This is a genomic window from Pandoraea bronchicola (assembly GCF_902459805.1).
Classification (GTDB): Bacteria; Pseudomonadota; Gammaproteobacteria; order Burkholderiales; family Burkholderiaceae; genus Pandoraea; species Pandoraea bronchicola.
Window position 1 is genome coordinate 60,620 of sequence record NZ_CABPST010000011.1, and the last position, 13,182, is coordinate 73,801.

General features: G+C 62.7%; 15 protein-coding genes. 5 read left to right on the forward strand and 10 right to left on the reverse strand.

The window, feature by feature from the left end; all coding sequences use genetic code 11:
- Nucleotides 1-161 precede the first annotated feature (161 nt).
- From PBR20603_RS18380 to PBR20603_RS18390, 3 genes are all read left to right on the forward strand, one after another.
- Nucleotides 162-1,310: a ribonucleotide-diphosphate reductase subunit beta gene (locus PBR20603_RS18380; RefSeq protein WP_150560936.1), complete on the forward strand. Its 1,149-nt coding sequence runs from the start codon at nucleotides 162-164 to the stop codon at nucleotides 1,308-1,310.
- 386 nt (nucleotides 1,311-1,696) lie between these two features.
- On the forward strand, nucleotides 1,697-1,999 hold the full coding sequence (locus tag PBR20603_RS18385; protein ID WP_150560937.1) for a hypothetical protein: 303 nt from the start codon (nucleotides 1,697-1,699) through the stop codon (nucleotides 1,997-1,999).
- Nucleotides 2,000-2,027: 28 nt separating this feature from the next.
- Nucleotides 2,028-2,639, forward strand: a complete 612-nt coding sequence (locus tag PBR20603_RS18390; RefSeq protein WP_150560938.1) for a histone H1-like DNA-binding protein — start codon at nucleotides 2,028-2,030, stop codon at nucleotides 2,637-2,639.
- Between the two features lie 220 nt (nucleotides 2,640-2,859).
- Here PBR20603_RS18390 and PBR20603_RS18395 read toward each other — a convergent pair whose 3' ends face one another.
- The 10 genes from PBR20603_RS18395 to PBR20603_RS18440 form a co-directional block, all read right to left on the reverse strand.
- Entirely contained in the window at nucleotides 2,860-3,339 is a 480-nt protein-coding gene (locus PBR20603_RS18395; RefSeq protein ID WP_150560939.1) for an outer membrane lipoprotein, read from the reverse strand.
- A 19-nt stretch (nucleotides 3,340-3,358) separates the two neighbouring features.
- A complete protein-coding gene (locus PBR20603_RS18400; RefSeq protein WP_150560940.1) occupies nucleotides 3,359-4,294 on the reverse strand; it encodes a carbohydrate kinase family protein in 936 nt (311 codons plus the stop codon).
- Nucleotides 4,295-4,468: 174 nt separating this feature from the next.
- Nucleotides 4,469-4,969 (reverse strand): thiol peroxidase, encoded by a 501-nt coding sequence (gene tpx, locus PBR20603_RS18405; protein ID WP_150560941.1) that lies wholly within the window; start codon nucleotides 4,967-4,969, stop codon nucleotides 4,469-4,471.
- A 32-nt stretch (nucleotides 4,970-5,001) separates the two neighbouring features.
- A complete protein-coding gene (locus PBR20603_RS18410) occupies nucleotides 5,002-6,171 on the reverse strand; it encodes a DUF3426 domain-containing protein (RefSeq protein WP_150560942.1) in 1,170 nt (389 codons plus the stop codon).
- A 33-nt stretch (nucleotides 6,172-6,204) separates the two neighbouring features.
- A complete protein-coding gene (gene prmA, locus PBR20603_RS18415) occupies nucleotides 6,205-7,098 on the reverse strand; it encodes a 50S ribosomal protein L11 methyltransferase (RefSeq protein ID WP_150560943.1) in 894 nt (297 codons plus the stop codon).
- A 27-nt stretch (nucleotides 7,099-7,125) separates the two neighbouring features.
- Nucleotides 7,126-8,487 (reverse strand): acetyl-CoA carboxylase biotin carboxylase subunit, encoded by a 1,362-nt coding sequence (gene accC, locus PBR20603_RS18420; protein ID WP_150560944.1) that lies wholly within the window; start codon nucleotides 8,485-8,487, stop codon nucleotides 7,126-7,128.
- 99 nt (nucleotides 8,488-8,586) lie between these two features.
- The gene (gene accB / locus PBR20603_RS18425) at nucleotides 8,587-9,048 is read right to left on the reverse strand and encodes an acetyl-CoA carboxylase biotin carboxyl carrier protein (RefSeq protein ID WP_150560945.1); all 462 of its coding nucleotides are present in this window, start codon (nucleotides 9,046-9,048) and stop codon (nucleotides 8,587-8,589) included.
- Nucleotides 9,049-9,117: 69 nt separating this feature from the next.
- The gene (aroQ, locus tag PBR20603_RS18430) at nucleotides 9,118-9,564 is read right to left on the reverse strand and encodes a type II 3-dehydroquinate dehydratase (RefSeq protein WP_150560946.1); all 447 of its coding nucleotides are present in this window, start codon (nucleotides 9,562-9,564) and stop codon (nucleotides 9,118-9,120) included.
- Between the two features lie 143 nt (nucleotides 9,565-9,707).
- The gene (locus PBR20603_RS18435) at nucleotides 9,708-10,229 is read right to left on the reverse strand and encodes a TlpA family protein disulfide reductase (protein ID WP_150560947.1); all 522 of its coding nucleotides are present in this window, start codon (nucleotides 10,227-10,229) and stop codon (nucleotides 9,708-9,710) included.
- A 99-nt stretch (nucleotides 10,230-10,328) separates the two neighbouring features.
- Nucleotides 10,329-10,979, reverse strand: a complete 651-nt coding sequence (locus PBR20603_RS18440) for a UDP-N-acetylmuramate--alanine ligase (RefSeq protein WP_150560948.1) — start codon at nucleotides 10,977-10,979, stop codon at nucleotides 10,329-10,331.
- Nucleotides 10,980-11,098: 119 nt separating this feature from the next.
- Here PBR20603_RS18440 and mpl point away from each other — a divergent pair, with 119 nt between their 5' ends.
- Nucleotides 11,099-12,481, forward strand: a complete 1,383-nt coding sequence (mpl, locus tag PBR20603_RS18445; RefSeq protein WP_150560949.1) for a UDP-N-acetylmuramate:L-alanyl-gamma-D-glutamyl-meso-diaminopimelate ligase — start codon at nucleotides 11,099-11,101, stop codon at nucleotides 12,479-12,481.
- A 54-nt stretch (nucleotides 12,482-12,535) separates the two neighbouring features.
- Nucleotides 12,536-13,147, forward strand: coding sequence for a YqiA/YcfP family alpha/beta fold hydrolase (locus PBR20603_RS18450; RefSeq protein WP_150560950.1), 612 nt, complete (start codon nucleotides 12,536-12,538; stop codon nucleotides 13,145-13,147).
- Nucleotides 13,148-13,182 lie beyond the last annotated feature (35 nt).

The window sequence follows — 13,182 nt, forward strand, 5'->3', positions numbered from 1 at the left end:
AACACGGCCATTTTTCCGGTGGACTTCGCACGGCAAGCGATAGGCTGCCGGCTGCCGGATCGCAAGTTTTTTGTCAGCCTTCGCTCGCGAACGGCTGATCTGTCACTTCGGCGATGTGCGCGCATGTGTGCATCGCATCAACCTGAACGGACTGAGACCCTATGCTTAACTGGGAAGAAGACACCACCGCCGCCAAATCGGCTGCCCCCTCCGCTGCTCCGGCCCCGGCGCCCGCGTCGAACATTCTCGGCACCCAAGGGGATACCCCAAGTGTGATCGCCTCGCAGTCGACGCGTCGCGTGAGTGCGTCCGACAAGCGCGTGATCAACGGCACGACGGACGTGAACCAACTGGTGCCCTTCAAGTACAAGTGGGCCTGGGAGAAATATCTGGCCGGCTGCGCGAACCACTGGATGCCGCAGGAAATCAACATGTCGCGCGACATCGCCTTGTGGAAAGATCCGAACGGTCTGACCGACGACGAGCGCCGCATCATCAAGCGCAACCTTGGCTTCTTCGTGACCGCCGACTCGCTGGCCGCGAACAACATTGTGCTGGGCACCTATCGTCACATCACTGCGCCGGAGTGCCGTCAGTTCCTGCTGCGTCAGGCGTTCGAAGAGGCGATCCATACGCACGCGTATCAGTACATCGTCGAGAGCCTAGGCCTGGACGAAGGCGAGATCTTCAACGCGTATCACGAAGTGCCGTCGATTCGCGATAAGGACGAGTTCCTGCTTCCGTTCATTGAAGTCGTGGCCGATCCGTCGTTCCAGACCGGCACGCAGGAAGCCGATCAGAAGCTGCTGCGCTCGCTGATCGTGTTCGCCTGCATCATGGAAGGTCTGTTCTTCTATGTCGGCTTCACGCAGATCCTGGCGCTGGGCCGTCAGAACAAGATGACGGGTGCTGCAGAGCAGTATCAGTACATCCTGCGCGACGAGTCGATGCACTGCAACTTCGGCATCGATCTGATCAACCAGGTGAAGCTGGAAAACCCGAATCTGTGGACGCCGGAGTTCCGCGAAGAGATTCGCGAACTGTTCAAGAAGGCAGTCGAGTTGGAGTATCGCTACGCCGAAGACACGATGCCGCGCGGCGTGCTGGGTCTGAACGCAGGCATGTTCAAGAGCTATCTTCGCTTCATCGCGAACCGTCGTTGTGCCCAAATTGGTCTCGAGGCGCTCTACCCGAACGAAGAGAATCCGTTCCCGTGGATGAGCGAGATGATCGATCTGAAGAAGGAGCGCAACTTCTTCGAAACGCGCGTGATCGAGTACCAGACCGGTGGCGCGCTGAGCTGGGACTAAGCGTAGAGAGAAAATTGGGTGCTCGCTGCAAAGCAAGCATCCATGCGGGTTTCGAGAGGGTGGTGTGTGCGTGCATGACACGCGTGACCAGCAGCAAGAGAAGCAAAAGAGAACGTGCAGGTCACGCACATCATCCTCACTCGCAAGACGTTTCGATCGCTTCGCAAGTGCTTCGCATGCATCGACATGCGAGTGCGATGTGAATCAAATACAACAGATTGACTTCTTCGGTACGAATGTTGTGCGCTTTTTTACGCGCAAAGTATTAACATCGCATCACAAAAGAATTATTATTCGCTCAAATAAATTGCAGTCTCGATGAACACACGAAAGCACATTGCTTTCCTCCCGCGACAGAGAGCTGGTAGTTACGGAGCGTAAAAACCTTGGTGCATAGCAAGCAGTATCGCTTATCCGCTATCGCAATCTCCTCCATCCCGATGACGGGACAGGCAAGCTACCCCCCGAAGAATCTGGCGAATCCCCCTTCTCAAGACAATCGAATTGCTGGCGGCAATGTCGCCGGCAATTTTTTTGCGCGCGTGACCACACACGGTCAGCGTCATGCGCGCAGCGCCGAATTCATTAGCGTAAGCCGTCGATGTCCGATGCGTACGCCGATGAATAGCCCGCTCGCCGGCGGTTCGCCGCACGGTGGTCGGGTTTCCTTCTCAGGTGGTTTTGTTTGAGTGATCTTTCACGTTAAGGAGCAAAGTGATGGCTACTACTGCTAAGAAAAAACCCGCAGCCAAGAAGGCTGTTGCCAAGAAGCCGGTAGCGAAGAAGGCTGCCGCCGCCAAGAAGCCTGTCGCCAAGAAGGCTGTGGCTGCTAAGAAGCCTGTCGCGAAGAAGGCAGTTGCTGCCAAGAAGCCGGCAGCGAAGAAGGTTGCTGCCAAGAAGCCGGCAGCCAAGAAGGTTGCAGTGAAGAAGGTTGCTGCCAAGAAGCCGGTCGCCAAGAAGGCAGCGGTGAAGAAGGTTGCCGCCAAGAAGCCGGTCGCCAAGAAGGCAGCGGTGAAGAAGGTTGCCGCCAAGAAGCCGGTCGCCAAGAAAGCCGCAGTGAAGAAGGTGGCTGCCAAGAAGCCGGCCGCGAAGAAGGCAGCAGTGAAGAAGGTCGCTGCCAAGAAGCCGGCTGCGAAGAAGGCTGTTGCGAAGAAGCCGGCTGCTAAAAAGCCCGCTGCCAAGAAGCCTGCTGCTGCTGCCAAGAAGCCGGCAGTGAAGAAGGTTGCTGCGAAGCCTGCAGCTGCACCGGCCGCAGCGCCGGCAGCCGCACCGAAGACGGCGCTGAACCCGGCAGCGGCATGGCCGTTCCCGACCGGCAGCCGTCCGTAATTCGAGTGCCGATGCAGGAACCAAGGCACTTAGGTGTCTTTTGATCGAGTAGGCCTACTCGATCCGAAACCCGCTGTGATGAGCAATCGTCACAGCGGGTTTTTTCATGGCAGAAATGAAAACGGGCGACCTGAGTCGCCCGGGTGATGCCTGCGCGAGCGCGATGCGGGATCGCTCTCTGCGAGTACGAGTCCAGCGAACTTCAGTTCGCCGTGAAGACTTAGTGCGTCACACGTGTCACGCCGCCGCTCGAGAGCAGACGCACGCGCTGTCCCGGCTGGAAGCCCTCGTCGGCATCCTGCGTGATCGCACGCAGTTCGCCATTGTCGAGTCGCACGGTGATTTCCAGACCCGCCTTCTTGCTCATGCGGCTCTCAATGGCTTGACCTGCGACCGCGCCAATCAGTCCCCCGACAATGCCCGTCGCAATCGAGCCGCGACCGCCGCCGATGGCGCTGCCGCCAATGGCGCCGAGTGCGCCGCCACCGGCGATGCCGAGAATGCCCGGATCGCCGTTGCTGCTGTCGATCGTGACCGGGCGCACCGATTCAACCGTGCCCATGCGCACGACCTGTTCGCGTTGCGCCTGACGGCTGTTGTAGACGCTCGCAGAATTGCTCGGGCCGAACGCCGTGCAGGCGGACAGGGAGAGTGAAGCCGCGGCAGTGAGAATAATGAGCGGTGTGGTCAGTCGTGCCATCGTTGTGCCTTTTCTAGAATCATTCGAAGCGGTGGCCGAACGCTTCTACATAGTGCGCCTCGATCTCGGAGCGCGTCGGTGCGTAAGTCTGCGGGCCTTGCTCGGCAATCTTGAGTGAACCCATCAGGCTGGCCAGGCGGCCGGTAGTCGGCCAGTCGAGACCCTTTTCGATGCCATACAGCAACCCGCCACGGAAAGCATCGCCGCACCCAGTGGGATCGACAATACGCTTGGCGGTCACGGCAGGAATGTCGTGTTGCTTGCCGTCGGCGAAGATCAGGGCCCCGTGTTCTCCGCGCGTGACGACAAGTGCCTCGACGCGTGACGGCAGGTCTTCCATCGACCAGCCGGTCTTCGAGCAGAGGAGCTTGGCTTCGTAGTCGTTGACCGCAAGATACGTTGCGAGTTCCACCGTGTGGCGCAGTGCCTCAGCCGAGAGGAGCGGCAGGCCCTGGCCCGGATCGAACATGAACGGCACGCCGGCAGCGGCGAAGCCTTCGGCGTGGGCGAGCATGGCGTCGGGAGCGTCGGGAGCCACGATGCCGAGCGTTGCGCCCGTGACATCGGCCACGCGATTCTTCGACGAGAACATCATGGCGCCCGGGTGGAAGGCCGTGATCTGGTTGTTGTCCAGATCCGTGGTGATCATGGCGTTCGCCGTCATGCTGTCGGTGACGGTGCGCACGAATTCCGTCGTCATGCCAAGCGACTGGAGGCGCTCGAGGTAGGCACCACCGTCGTCGCCGACCGTACCCATCACCACCGGTGAGCCACCCAGCAGGTGCAGGCTGTAGCCAATGTTGCCGGCGCAGCCGCCAAAGTTGCGGCGCATCGTCGGCACGAGGAAGCTGACGTTCAGTATATGTACCTGATCGGGCAGGATGTGCTCGCCGAAGCGGCCTTCGAACGTCATGATGTTGTCGTAGGCGAGCGAGCCGCAGATCACGGTAGTCACGGAATAGATCCTTGCGAAAGGTAAGAGGGGGCCAACAAGGGCGGTAGCGGATGACGGTCGATCGAGTTGCCTTGCGCCACCCGAAAACTAGCCGGTGCATTCGCTGCGCCGGCGCGGGAACTGCAATCTGGCACGCACCGGCGGTGCCGGGCGGGCCAGAGGCGCTGCGTCGATTTACGACAGCGCGGCGAGCGCTGCGTCGTAGTTCGGTTCGTTCTTGATCTCGGGCACCAGTTCGGCGTGGACGACGCGGTTATCGGCGTCGAGCACCACGACGGCACGCGCCGACACGCCGGCGAGCGGACCGGTGGTGATCGCCACGCCGTAGTTCTTGAGAAACTCACGGCCGCGCATGGTCGAGAGCGTGACGACGTTGTTCAGGCCTTCGGTGGCGCAGAAGCGGCTCATCGCGAACGGCAGGTCAGCCGAGATCACGAGCACGACGGTGTTCTCGAGTTTGCCGGCGGCTTCGTTGAACTTGCGGGTCGACGTGGCGCAGGTCGGCGTGTCGAGGCTCGGCACGATGTTGAGCACCTTGCGTTTGCCGGCAAAGTCGTCGAGCGTGACGTCTTGCAATTTGGCGTTGACCAGCGAGAGTGCCGGTGCGGTCTGCCCCTTCTGCGGGAACTGGCCGTCGACTTCGATGGGGTTACCCCCGAGCGTGACTTGGGACATCAATATCTCCTAGATTGAGTGCAACAGCGCTATCACGGATAGAACGCGAGCACCCGGTAATTACTGGCTAGCGCTGCCTGCGCCGACAATCGTAACCGAATCGTGCGTTCATTGCGTGGAGCCAGCCCGGCCTCGCGCTGGGCGGCGTCGGTGACATAGTCGCTGGCCGCAAAAACACGCCGCACGACGGGCTTGCCATCGATGTCCGATAGCGTGAGTTCGAGCGACGGCCAAGCGAGCGCGTAGTCCGCCTGATTGCGGATGAACACGGTGAGCGTCATGGGCACGGCGTTGCCGGCGGCCGACGGCGCATTGCCTGCCGACGCCGCGCTTGCCGTTGCGTCGGCCGAGGTGTTCGACGCATTCGTTGCGTCGGTCGCGTCAGCTTCGTCGGTGACAAGCGTGACGCTGGAAATCTGAATCATGTCCGGCTGACGCGGTGGCGCGATCGTGACGTGCATCGGACGTCCGACGCTCGCGAACACACCGCGCAACGCCGGAATGCGATCGACGAGGGCGGCGCGTTCGATCCACGCCCACTGAGCGATCAGGCCGAGGATCGCCAGCGTAAGCAACACTCGCCAGATCACCCGGCCGGCGCCAGGGCGTCGCGATTGTCCTGCGAGGCCGGATGAAGCCGGTGGCTCGGCGCGTGACGTCGACGCGGTAGGCGCCGTGAGCGTTGCGGGATCGTCGTCGATATAGCGTCCCGGGCCGTGCTGCATTTGCGCCCGGCTTTCGTCGGGGGTGCCCAGCAGTGCCGCGATGGCCGTGGGCGTGAGCATCTCGGGCACCGGTGGCCTTTCGGCGGAGGCGGTGGCATTGTTCTCCGGTGTCGACGCCGGGGTGGCCGAGGCAGCCTGCGTCGCCGAAGGCACGGCCGCGTCGAATGACACGGATGACGTCTGCGGCTCGCTTGTCAGGTCGAACGCACCGACGTCGTTCCTTGTGACGGCATGGGGTTGGGGGGTGTCGTCGGCGCGTGCCGTGTTCGTGGCATTCGTGGTGTTCGCCGCCTCGGCGGCCGGCACGTCACCCGCTTCGCTGGGGGGCTCGCATAGGTAGACGCGGCCGTCGAACACTTCACGGCAGTTGCCGCAACGCACCAGGCCGTCGCGCAGCTTGAGCTGATCCGCAACGACGCGAAAGACGGTATGGCAGTGGGGGCAGCGGGTAGCGAGAACGCGCGAGGGCTGGGTCATGGGACTCGGGGGCTCGGCGCGTCGTGCGCGCGTTTAGCTGGCGGCCTGCCCGTGCAGGCAGACCCAGCCATCGTGAGCGCGCCAGACAGACATCTTCATATAGGGCGCGTAGGCGGCGATCACCTCGTCAGCCTGCCGTTCCAGCACGCCGGACAGTGCGAGGCGTCCGCCCGGCGCCACCCGCGAGGTGAGCATCGAGGCCAGCAGCTTGAGCGGATTCGACAGGATGTTGGCGACCACGATGTTGAACTGGCCGTCGCGCAGGTCATCGGGCAGCCCGTATTCGACCGCCGCACGATTGCGTTCGCTGTTGTAGCGCGCGGACTCAACCGCCTGCGGATCGATATCGATACCGATGACCGGATCGGCGCCGCACTTCTGCGCGAGAATCGCCAGAATGCCCGAGCCGCAGCCATAGTCGAGCAGCGACTGGCCCGGCTGCACGTTCTGTTCGAGCCACTCCATGCAAAGCCGCGTGGTCGGATGGCTGCCGGTGCCGAAGGCCAGACCCGGATCGAGTTCGAGGATGAGCGCATCGGTGTCCGGGGCGTCGTGCCACGACGGCACGACCCAGATCCGCTGGCCGATCTGCATCGGTTCGAACTGCGATTGCGTGAGACGCACCCAATCCTGTTCCTCCACGTCACGCAACGTGAACGCGGGTGACTCGTTGAGTCCCAATTCATTGACGGCCGCCGCGAGCAGCACGGCGGCGTCCTGGTCTTCCCCCACCAGCGCGACCACGCGCGAGTGTTGCCACGCGGTGTCCGGCGGGGTCAGGCCAGGCTCGCCGAACATCGGTTGCTCGTCGGGCGTGTCGGCGTCCGCGTCTTCCACGGAGACCGACAGTACGCCCAAATCGAGCAGGGCGTCCGACAGGGCCTCGGCTTGGGCACGGGCAACTTCTACGACGAGTTCGCGATACATAGCGAGTAGTTCCTACGAATTAACGACTTAATTGCCGCCGACGGCAGATTTCTGCGCCAGCTTGTGTTCCAGATAATGAATGCTCGTGCCGCCTTCGACGAACTTGGCGTCGAGCATCAACTCCCGGTGCAGCGGGATGTTCGTCTGGATACCTTCGATCACGATTTCCGACAGCGCCACTCGCATGCGACGGATGGCCTGGTCACGCGTTGCGCCGTAGGCGATCAGCTTGCCGATCATCGAATCGTAGTTGGGCGGCACGAAGTAGCCGTTGTAAGCGTGCGAGTCGACGCGGATGCCAGGGCCGCCCGGCATGTGCCAGGCAGTGATGCGACCCGGCGACGGCGTGAACTTGAACGGATCTTCGGCGTTGATACGGCACTCGATGGCGTGCCCCTGGAACTGGATGTCGCGCTGGCGGTAGGCGAGCTTCTCGCCGGCCGCGATGCGGATCTGTTCCTGCACGATATCGATGCCCGTGATCATTTCCGTGACCGGGTGCTCGACCTGCACACGCGTGTTCATTTCGATGAAGTAGAACTCACCGTTTTCGTACAGGAACTCGAACGTGCCGGCACCGAGGTAGCCCATCTTCTTGCAGGCGTCGGCGCAGCGGTCGCCGATACGCTCGATCAGACGGCGCGGGATCAGCGGCGCGGTCGCCTCTTCGATCACCTTCTGGTGACGGCGCTGCATCGAGCAGTCGCGCTCACCCAGCCAGACCGCATTCTTGAACTTGTCGGAGAGCACCTGGATTTCAATATGGCGCGGGTTCTCGAGGAACTTCTCCATATAGACTTCCGGGTTGCCGAATGCACGGCCGGCCTCTTCACGGGTCATGTTGACCGCGTTCACGAGGGCCGCTTCCGTGTGCACCACGCGCATGCCGCGACCACCGCCGCCGCCAGCGGCCTTGATGATCACCGGGTAGCCGACCTGACGTGCAATGCGCACGATTTCCTTCGGATCGTCGGGCAACGCGCCCTCAGAACCCGGCACGCACGGCACGCCGGTCTTGATCATCGTCTGCTTGGCCGAGACCTTGTCGCCCATCAGGCGAATGGTGTCGGGACGCGGACCGATGAACGTGAAGCCCGATTGCTCGACGCGCTCGGCGAAGTCGGCATTTTCGGAAAGGAAGCCGTAGCCCGGGTGAATGGCCTGGGCGTCGGTGACTTCCGCCGCGCTGATGAGCGCAGGCATGTTCAGGTAGCTGAGCGGCGAGGGGGCCGGGCCGATACAGACGGCTTCGTCTGCGAGCTTGACGTACTTCGCTTCCTTGTCGGCTTCGGAGTAGACCACGACGGTCTTGATGCCCATCTCGCGGCACGCGCGCTGGATGCGCAGAGCGATTTCGCCGCGGTTGGCGATGAGAATTTTTTCAAACATTATGTGCAGTCCTGCCCGTAAGGGGAGAGGATCGGGGCCGGACGCCGCTTGCCGCCAGGCGGCACACAGCCGCGCAGGCGGGGCGTCCGACAACCGGCATTAGCCGATCACGAACAGCGGTTGACCGTATTCCACGGCCTGACCGTTCTCGACGAGGATTTCCTTGATCACGCCAGCTTTGTCCGACTCGATTTCGTTGAGCAGCTTCATCGCTTCGATAATGCACAGCGTCTGGCCTTCCTTGACCGAGTCGCCGACTTGCGCAAACGGATCGGCGCCCGGCGACGGGGCGCGGTAGAACGTACCGACCATCGGCGACGTCACGATGTGACCTTGCGGCAGCACCGGCGTGACCGGAGCGGGGGCGGCGGCAGACGCGACCGGCGCTTGCGCAGCAGCCTGCGGGGCGAGTGCCGGCATGGCCATCTGCATCGGGGCGGCGATCACTTGGGGCGGCGCCTTGACGATGCGGACCTTGCCTTCGCCTTCGGTGACTTCGAGTTCGGAAATACCCGATTCGGCCACGAGGTCGATCAACGTCTTGAGTTTGCGCAAATCCATGAAGGAAGCTCCTTGATTCGATATCGACGCGGGGGCAACGCCCCGCGCGGGAAATAGGGGATAAGAGGACTACCCGCCGGCGAGTCGCCGCAGGGCAAAATCGAGTGCGTAGGTGTACCCGCGCCAGCCCAGGCCGCAGATCACGCCTTGCGCAATATCGGATAAGTACGAGTGATGCCGGAAGGCCTCGCGCGCATGGACGTTCGAGAGGTGGACCTCGACGAACGGAATGCCCACCCCGGCCAGCGCGTCGCGGATGGCCACGCTGGTATGGGTGTAGGCCGCAGGGTTGATGACGATGAAGTCGATCGACTCATCGCGTGCCGCCTGAATCCGGTCAACCAATGCACCTTCGTGATTGCTCTGGAATGTCACCACCTCGGCACCCGCCGTCTTGCCTTGCGCCACAAGGGCGGAGTCAATATCGGCCAACGTCGTGCGACCGTACACCTCCGGCTCGCGAGTACCGAGCAGGTTCAGGTTGGGGCCGTGGAGCACGAGAATGCGGTGAGGCATCGGCGAATCAAATTTCACGAAATTGGGCGCAATTAAACGCCAGTTGGTGGATTTTGTCCAGTGGGGCGAAAATCTGGCCTCGCCGCTCACGTCTGGCGGGACTTCCCGCGGCTCCCCGTGGCTCCCGGTTTCCCGCGGCGGGGTCAGATGAGCGGTTTGAGCGCCGCGCGCACCTCGTCCGACGTGATGCGGCCGAGCTTTTCGTAGTGCAGGCGGCCTTGGGGGTCGACAACCACGGTAAAGGGCAACGCCCCGGCCTTGTTACCCAGGGCACGGGCCAGATCGGTCCCGGCATAGCCCGCCACCAGCAACGGGTAGCCGACCTTCACCTTCTGCTCGAACGCGAGCATATTCTGTGCGGTATCGATGCCGATCCCGACAAATTGGACGTTTTTGCTACCGAATTCCGCAGATAGGGCCTGCAGATCGGGCATTTCTTCCACGCATGGCCCGCACCACGGAGCCCAGAAGTTGACGACCAGTGTCTTGCCGCGCCATTGCGCGATGGGCTGCTCGTTGCCGTTCAGGTCGGGCAGCCGGGTGGCGAGCAACTGCGTAACGGCGGCGTCCGATGCGCCCGGCGGCGCGTTGCGATGGCCGAGCCAGAAGCCGCCCGCCAAGCCTGCGAGCGCCAGAATCACCAGAATAACAATGCGTTTTGCCATGATGGGAAGGAAGGCAGAGGTGCCGGGATCAACGGTAGACGAAAAACGGAGGGTAATTGCGAAGAATTAATGGCGATTTCGCCGCAACATGACGGCAGATCAATGCGTGTGCGCTTGTTCCGTGGCCTCGGCGATCAGCGTGCGCAGGCCGTTGGCGTCGACGCGTACCGGGCGGCCGTTGCCGTCGGTTGTCTTGAGCGCCCCGCGCATGTCATCCATCGAATACAAGGACAGGTGTACGCCCGCGGGCTCGCCGCGCTGATGCCGCTCGCGCCACAGGAAACTCAGCGTCTCGACCATGCCGCGACCATTGAAATGACGGCTCTCCGAGACCTCGTAGTCGATGCCTCGATTGAGCAGGTCGATGGCGACTTCCTTCGGGTTGTCGCAAAAAGCCTGCAAATAGATATCAGATAGGGCCGTCGCCGTGCCATTGTAGACGGCGCCGGTGATGAACGGCCGATAGCGCGCCAGTTCCGTCATCACGGTGAGCGCCACCTGACGCAGGTGCGCCAGCTCGGCGGGCTGCGTATCGGAGAGGAATGTCTGGACATATTCACGGACTTCCGCTTCGATCTGATCGTTATCAGGCAGTAATTCGCCGGCAATTCGCGCTTCACCCGTGACCTGCTTTGCCGCTTTGCGCTTCGCAGTCGCGTAGTCGGCGCCCTCCTCGGCGATGAGGCGGGCGGCGGCGAGCGCGATTTCTTCGCGCAAGCGTTGGGCGTCGGTCCAGGATTTGCGTGTCATGCGGACGATGATACCCGAAAGGCATTGCGGAGCACGCCGCAGGTACAATGGAGCCCTTGGCTTTTCGGCATTCCTATTTCCCGCACGGGTTCGGCCCGTTCTCATCACGCTCCCCATCCATGCATATTCATATTCTTGGCATCTGCGGTACGTTCATGGGCGGTCTGGCAGTCCTCGCGCGTCAGGCCGGCCATACCGTCACGGGTTGTGATGCCAACGTCTATCCGCCCATGAGCACGCAGCTCGAGGCGCAAGGCATCCGGTTGATCGAGGGGTTCGACGCCGAACAGGTCTCGCTCGAGCCCGACCTGTTCGTGATCGGTAATGTGGTCTCGCGCGGCAATCCGCTGATGGAAGAGATCCTGAACCGGAATCTGCCGTACACCTCGGGCCCGCAATGGCTCGGCGAGCATGTGCTGGCGAAGAAGTGGGTGCTGGCCGTGGCGGGAACCCACGGGAAGACCACGACCACCTCGATGCTGACCTGGATTCTCGAAGACGCGGGCTACAACCCGGGCTTCCTCGTTGGCGGCGTGCCGATGAACTTCGGTATTTCGGCGCGTCTGACCGACAGCGATTTCTTCGTGATCGAAGCCGACGAGTACGACACCGCGTTCTTCGACAAGCGGTCCAAGTTCGTCCACTACCATCCGCGCACGGCGATTCTGAACAATCTGGAGTTCGATCACGCTGATATCTTCCCGGATCTGGCGGCCATCGAGACGCAATTCCACCATCTGGTGCGCACGGTGCCGGGGCAGGGCCGCGTGATCGTCAATGGTCGCGAGCCGGCGCTCGAGCGCGTGCTGGCGCGCGGATGCTGGAGTGAGGTCGAACGCTTCGGCGTGGCAGACGGCTGGCACGTGGCTCAGGCCAACGACGCGCTCGCGCCCGGACAGGAGGCGTTCTGGGTTCATCACGGCCCGGTGGCCGCCGGGGAAGTGAAATGGTCGCTTCAGGGCGAGCACAACCGGATGAACGCGCTGGCCGCGCTGGCGGCAGCACGGCACGTCGGTGTGCCGCCGGAGCAGGGCGCAGCGTCGCTGGGTAAGTTCCAGAACGTGAAGCGCCGCATGGAAGTTCGCGGCGAGGCGGCTGGCGTTACCGTCTACGACGACTTCGCGCACCATCCGACCGCCATTCAGACGACGCTGGCGGGATTGCGCCGTCGTGCGGGAAGCGCGCGCATTCTGGCGGTGCTCGAGCCGCGCTCGAATACGATGAAGCTCGGCGTGATGAAGGCGCAATTGCCCGCGAGTCTTGCCGATGCCGATCTGGTGTTCGGCTACGGCGCACCGTCGGGCAAAGATGCCCTGGGCTGGAATCTCGCCGAGGCGCTCGCGCCGCTTGGCGCCCGGGCGCAGGCGTTCAGCGACATCGACGGACTGGTGCGCGCCGTGAGTGCGGCGGCACAGCCGGGCGACCAGATCGTGGTGATGAGTAACGGTGGCTTCGGCGGCATTCACCAGAAATTGCTGGATGCGCTGGCGGCGCGCGCCTGATGCGGGCGCTTTTTGCCGCCTGTGTACACTGACTTGGTTTTATCGGGAGCTCACATGATTCTCTATTTGCACGGCTTCCGTTCGTCGCCGCGTTCGTTCAAGGCGCAATTGATGGCGGCCCGCATGCACCGGCTCGGACTCGGTCATGCCTGGGCCTGCCCGCAGTTGCCGCCGTCGCCGCTCGCTGCGGTGGTCGATGCGCAGCGTCTACTGGCAGGCGTGGCGCCCGAAGCGTTGACCATCGTGGGCAGTTCGCTGGGCGGCTACTACGCCACCTATCTGGCCGAGAAGCTCGGATGCCGCGCGGTGCTGCTCAATCCGGCCACGCGCCCTTACGACGACCTCGGCAAATGGCTCGGTGAGCAGCCGATGTGGCATGGCGGCGGCACCATCGTCGTCGAGCCGCGTCATCTGGACGAACTGCGCATGATCGACGTGGCGCAGATCACACGTCCCGAGCGCTATTATCTGGTGGCGGCGACCGGCGACCAGACCCTCGACTACCGTGACATGGTGGCGAAGTTCCCGGGGGCCAAGCTCACCCAGATCGAAGGCAGCGACCACGGTATTTCCGATTTCGTCGACTATATGGACGACGTGCTGCGCTTCGCCGGCATCGACGTCCCCCCTTCGCCCGATACTGCGGGTTCGTTCGCGGGCGAATGACGCGTTTGCCCGTTCTGCCCTAAACCGCCGTACTT

Excerpts from the sequence above, each read along its gene's own strand:
- PBR20603_RS18380 (WP_150560936.1), top strand. The coding sequence starts at position 162 with ATGCTTAACTGGGAAGAAGACACCACCGCCGCCAAATCGGCTGCCCCC.
- PBR20603_RS18390 (WP_150560938.1), top strand. The coding sequence starts at position 2,028 with ATGGCTACTACTGCTAAGAAAAAACCCGCAGCCAAGAAGGCTGTTGCC.
- PBR20603_RS18395 (WP_150560939.1), bottom strand. The coding sequence starts at position 3,339 with ATGGCACGACTGACCACACCGCTCATTATTCTCACTGCCGCGGCTTCA.
- tpx (WP_150560941.1), bottom strand. The coding sequence starts at position 4,969 with ATGTCCCAAGTCACGCTCGGGGGTAACCCCATCGAAGTCGACGGCCAG.
- PBR20603_RS18410 (WP_150560942.1), bottom strand. The coding sequence starts at position 6,171 with ATGACCCAGCCCTCGCGCGTTCTCGCTACCCGCTGCCCCCACTGCCAT.
- prmA (WP_150560943.1), bottom strand. The coding sequence starts at position 7,098 with ATGTATCGCGAACTCGTCGTAGAAGTTGCCCGTGCCCAAGCCGAGGCC.
- accC (WP_150560944.1), bottom strand. The coding sequence starts at position 8,487 with ATGTTTGAAAAAATTCTCATCGCCAACCGCGGCGAAATCGCTCTGCGC.
- accB (WP_150560945.1), bottom strand. The coding sequence starts at position 9,048 with ATGGATTTGCGCAAACTCAAGACGTTGATCGACCTCGTGGCCGAATCG.
- aroQ (WP_150560946.1), bottom strand. The coding sequence starts at position 9,564 with ATGCCTCACCGCATTCTCGTGCTCCACGGCCCCAACCTGAACCTGCTC.
- PBR20603_RS18435 (WP_150560947.1), bottom strand. The coding sequence starts at position 10,229 with ATGGCAAAACGCATTGTTATTCTGGTGATTCTGGCGCTCGCAGGCTTG.
- PBR20603_RS18440 (WP_150560948.1), bottom strand. The coding sequence starts at position 10,979 with ATGACACGCAAATCCTGGACCGACGCCCAACGCTTGCGCGAAGAAATC.
- mpl (WP_150560949.1), top strand. The coding sequence starts at position 11,099 with ATGCATATTCATATTCTTGGCATCTGCGGTACGTTCATGGGCGGTCTG.
- PBR20603_RS18450 (WP_150560950.1), top strand. The coding sequence starts at position 12,536 with ATGATTCTCTATTTGCACGGCTTCCGTTCGTCGCCGCGTTCGTTCAAG.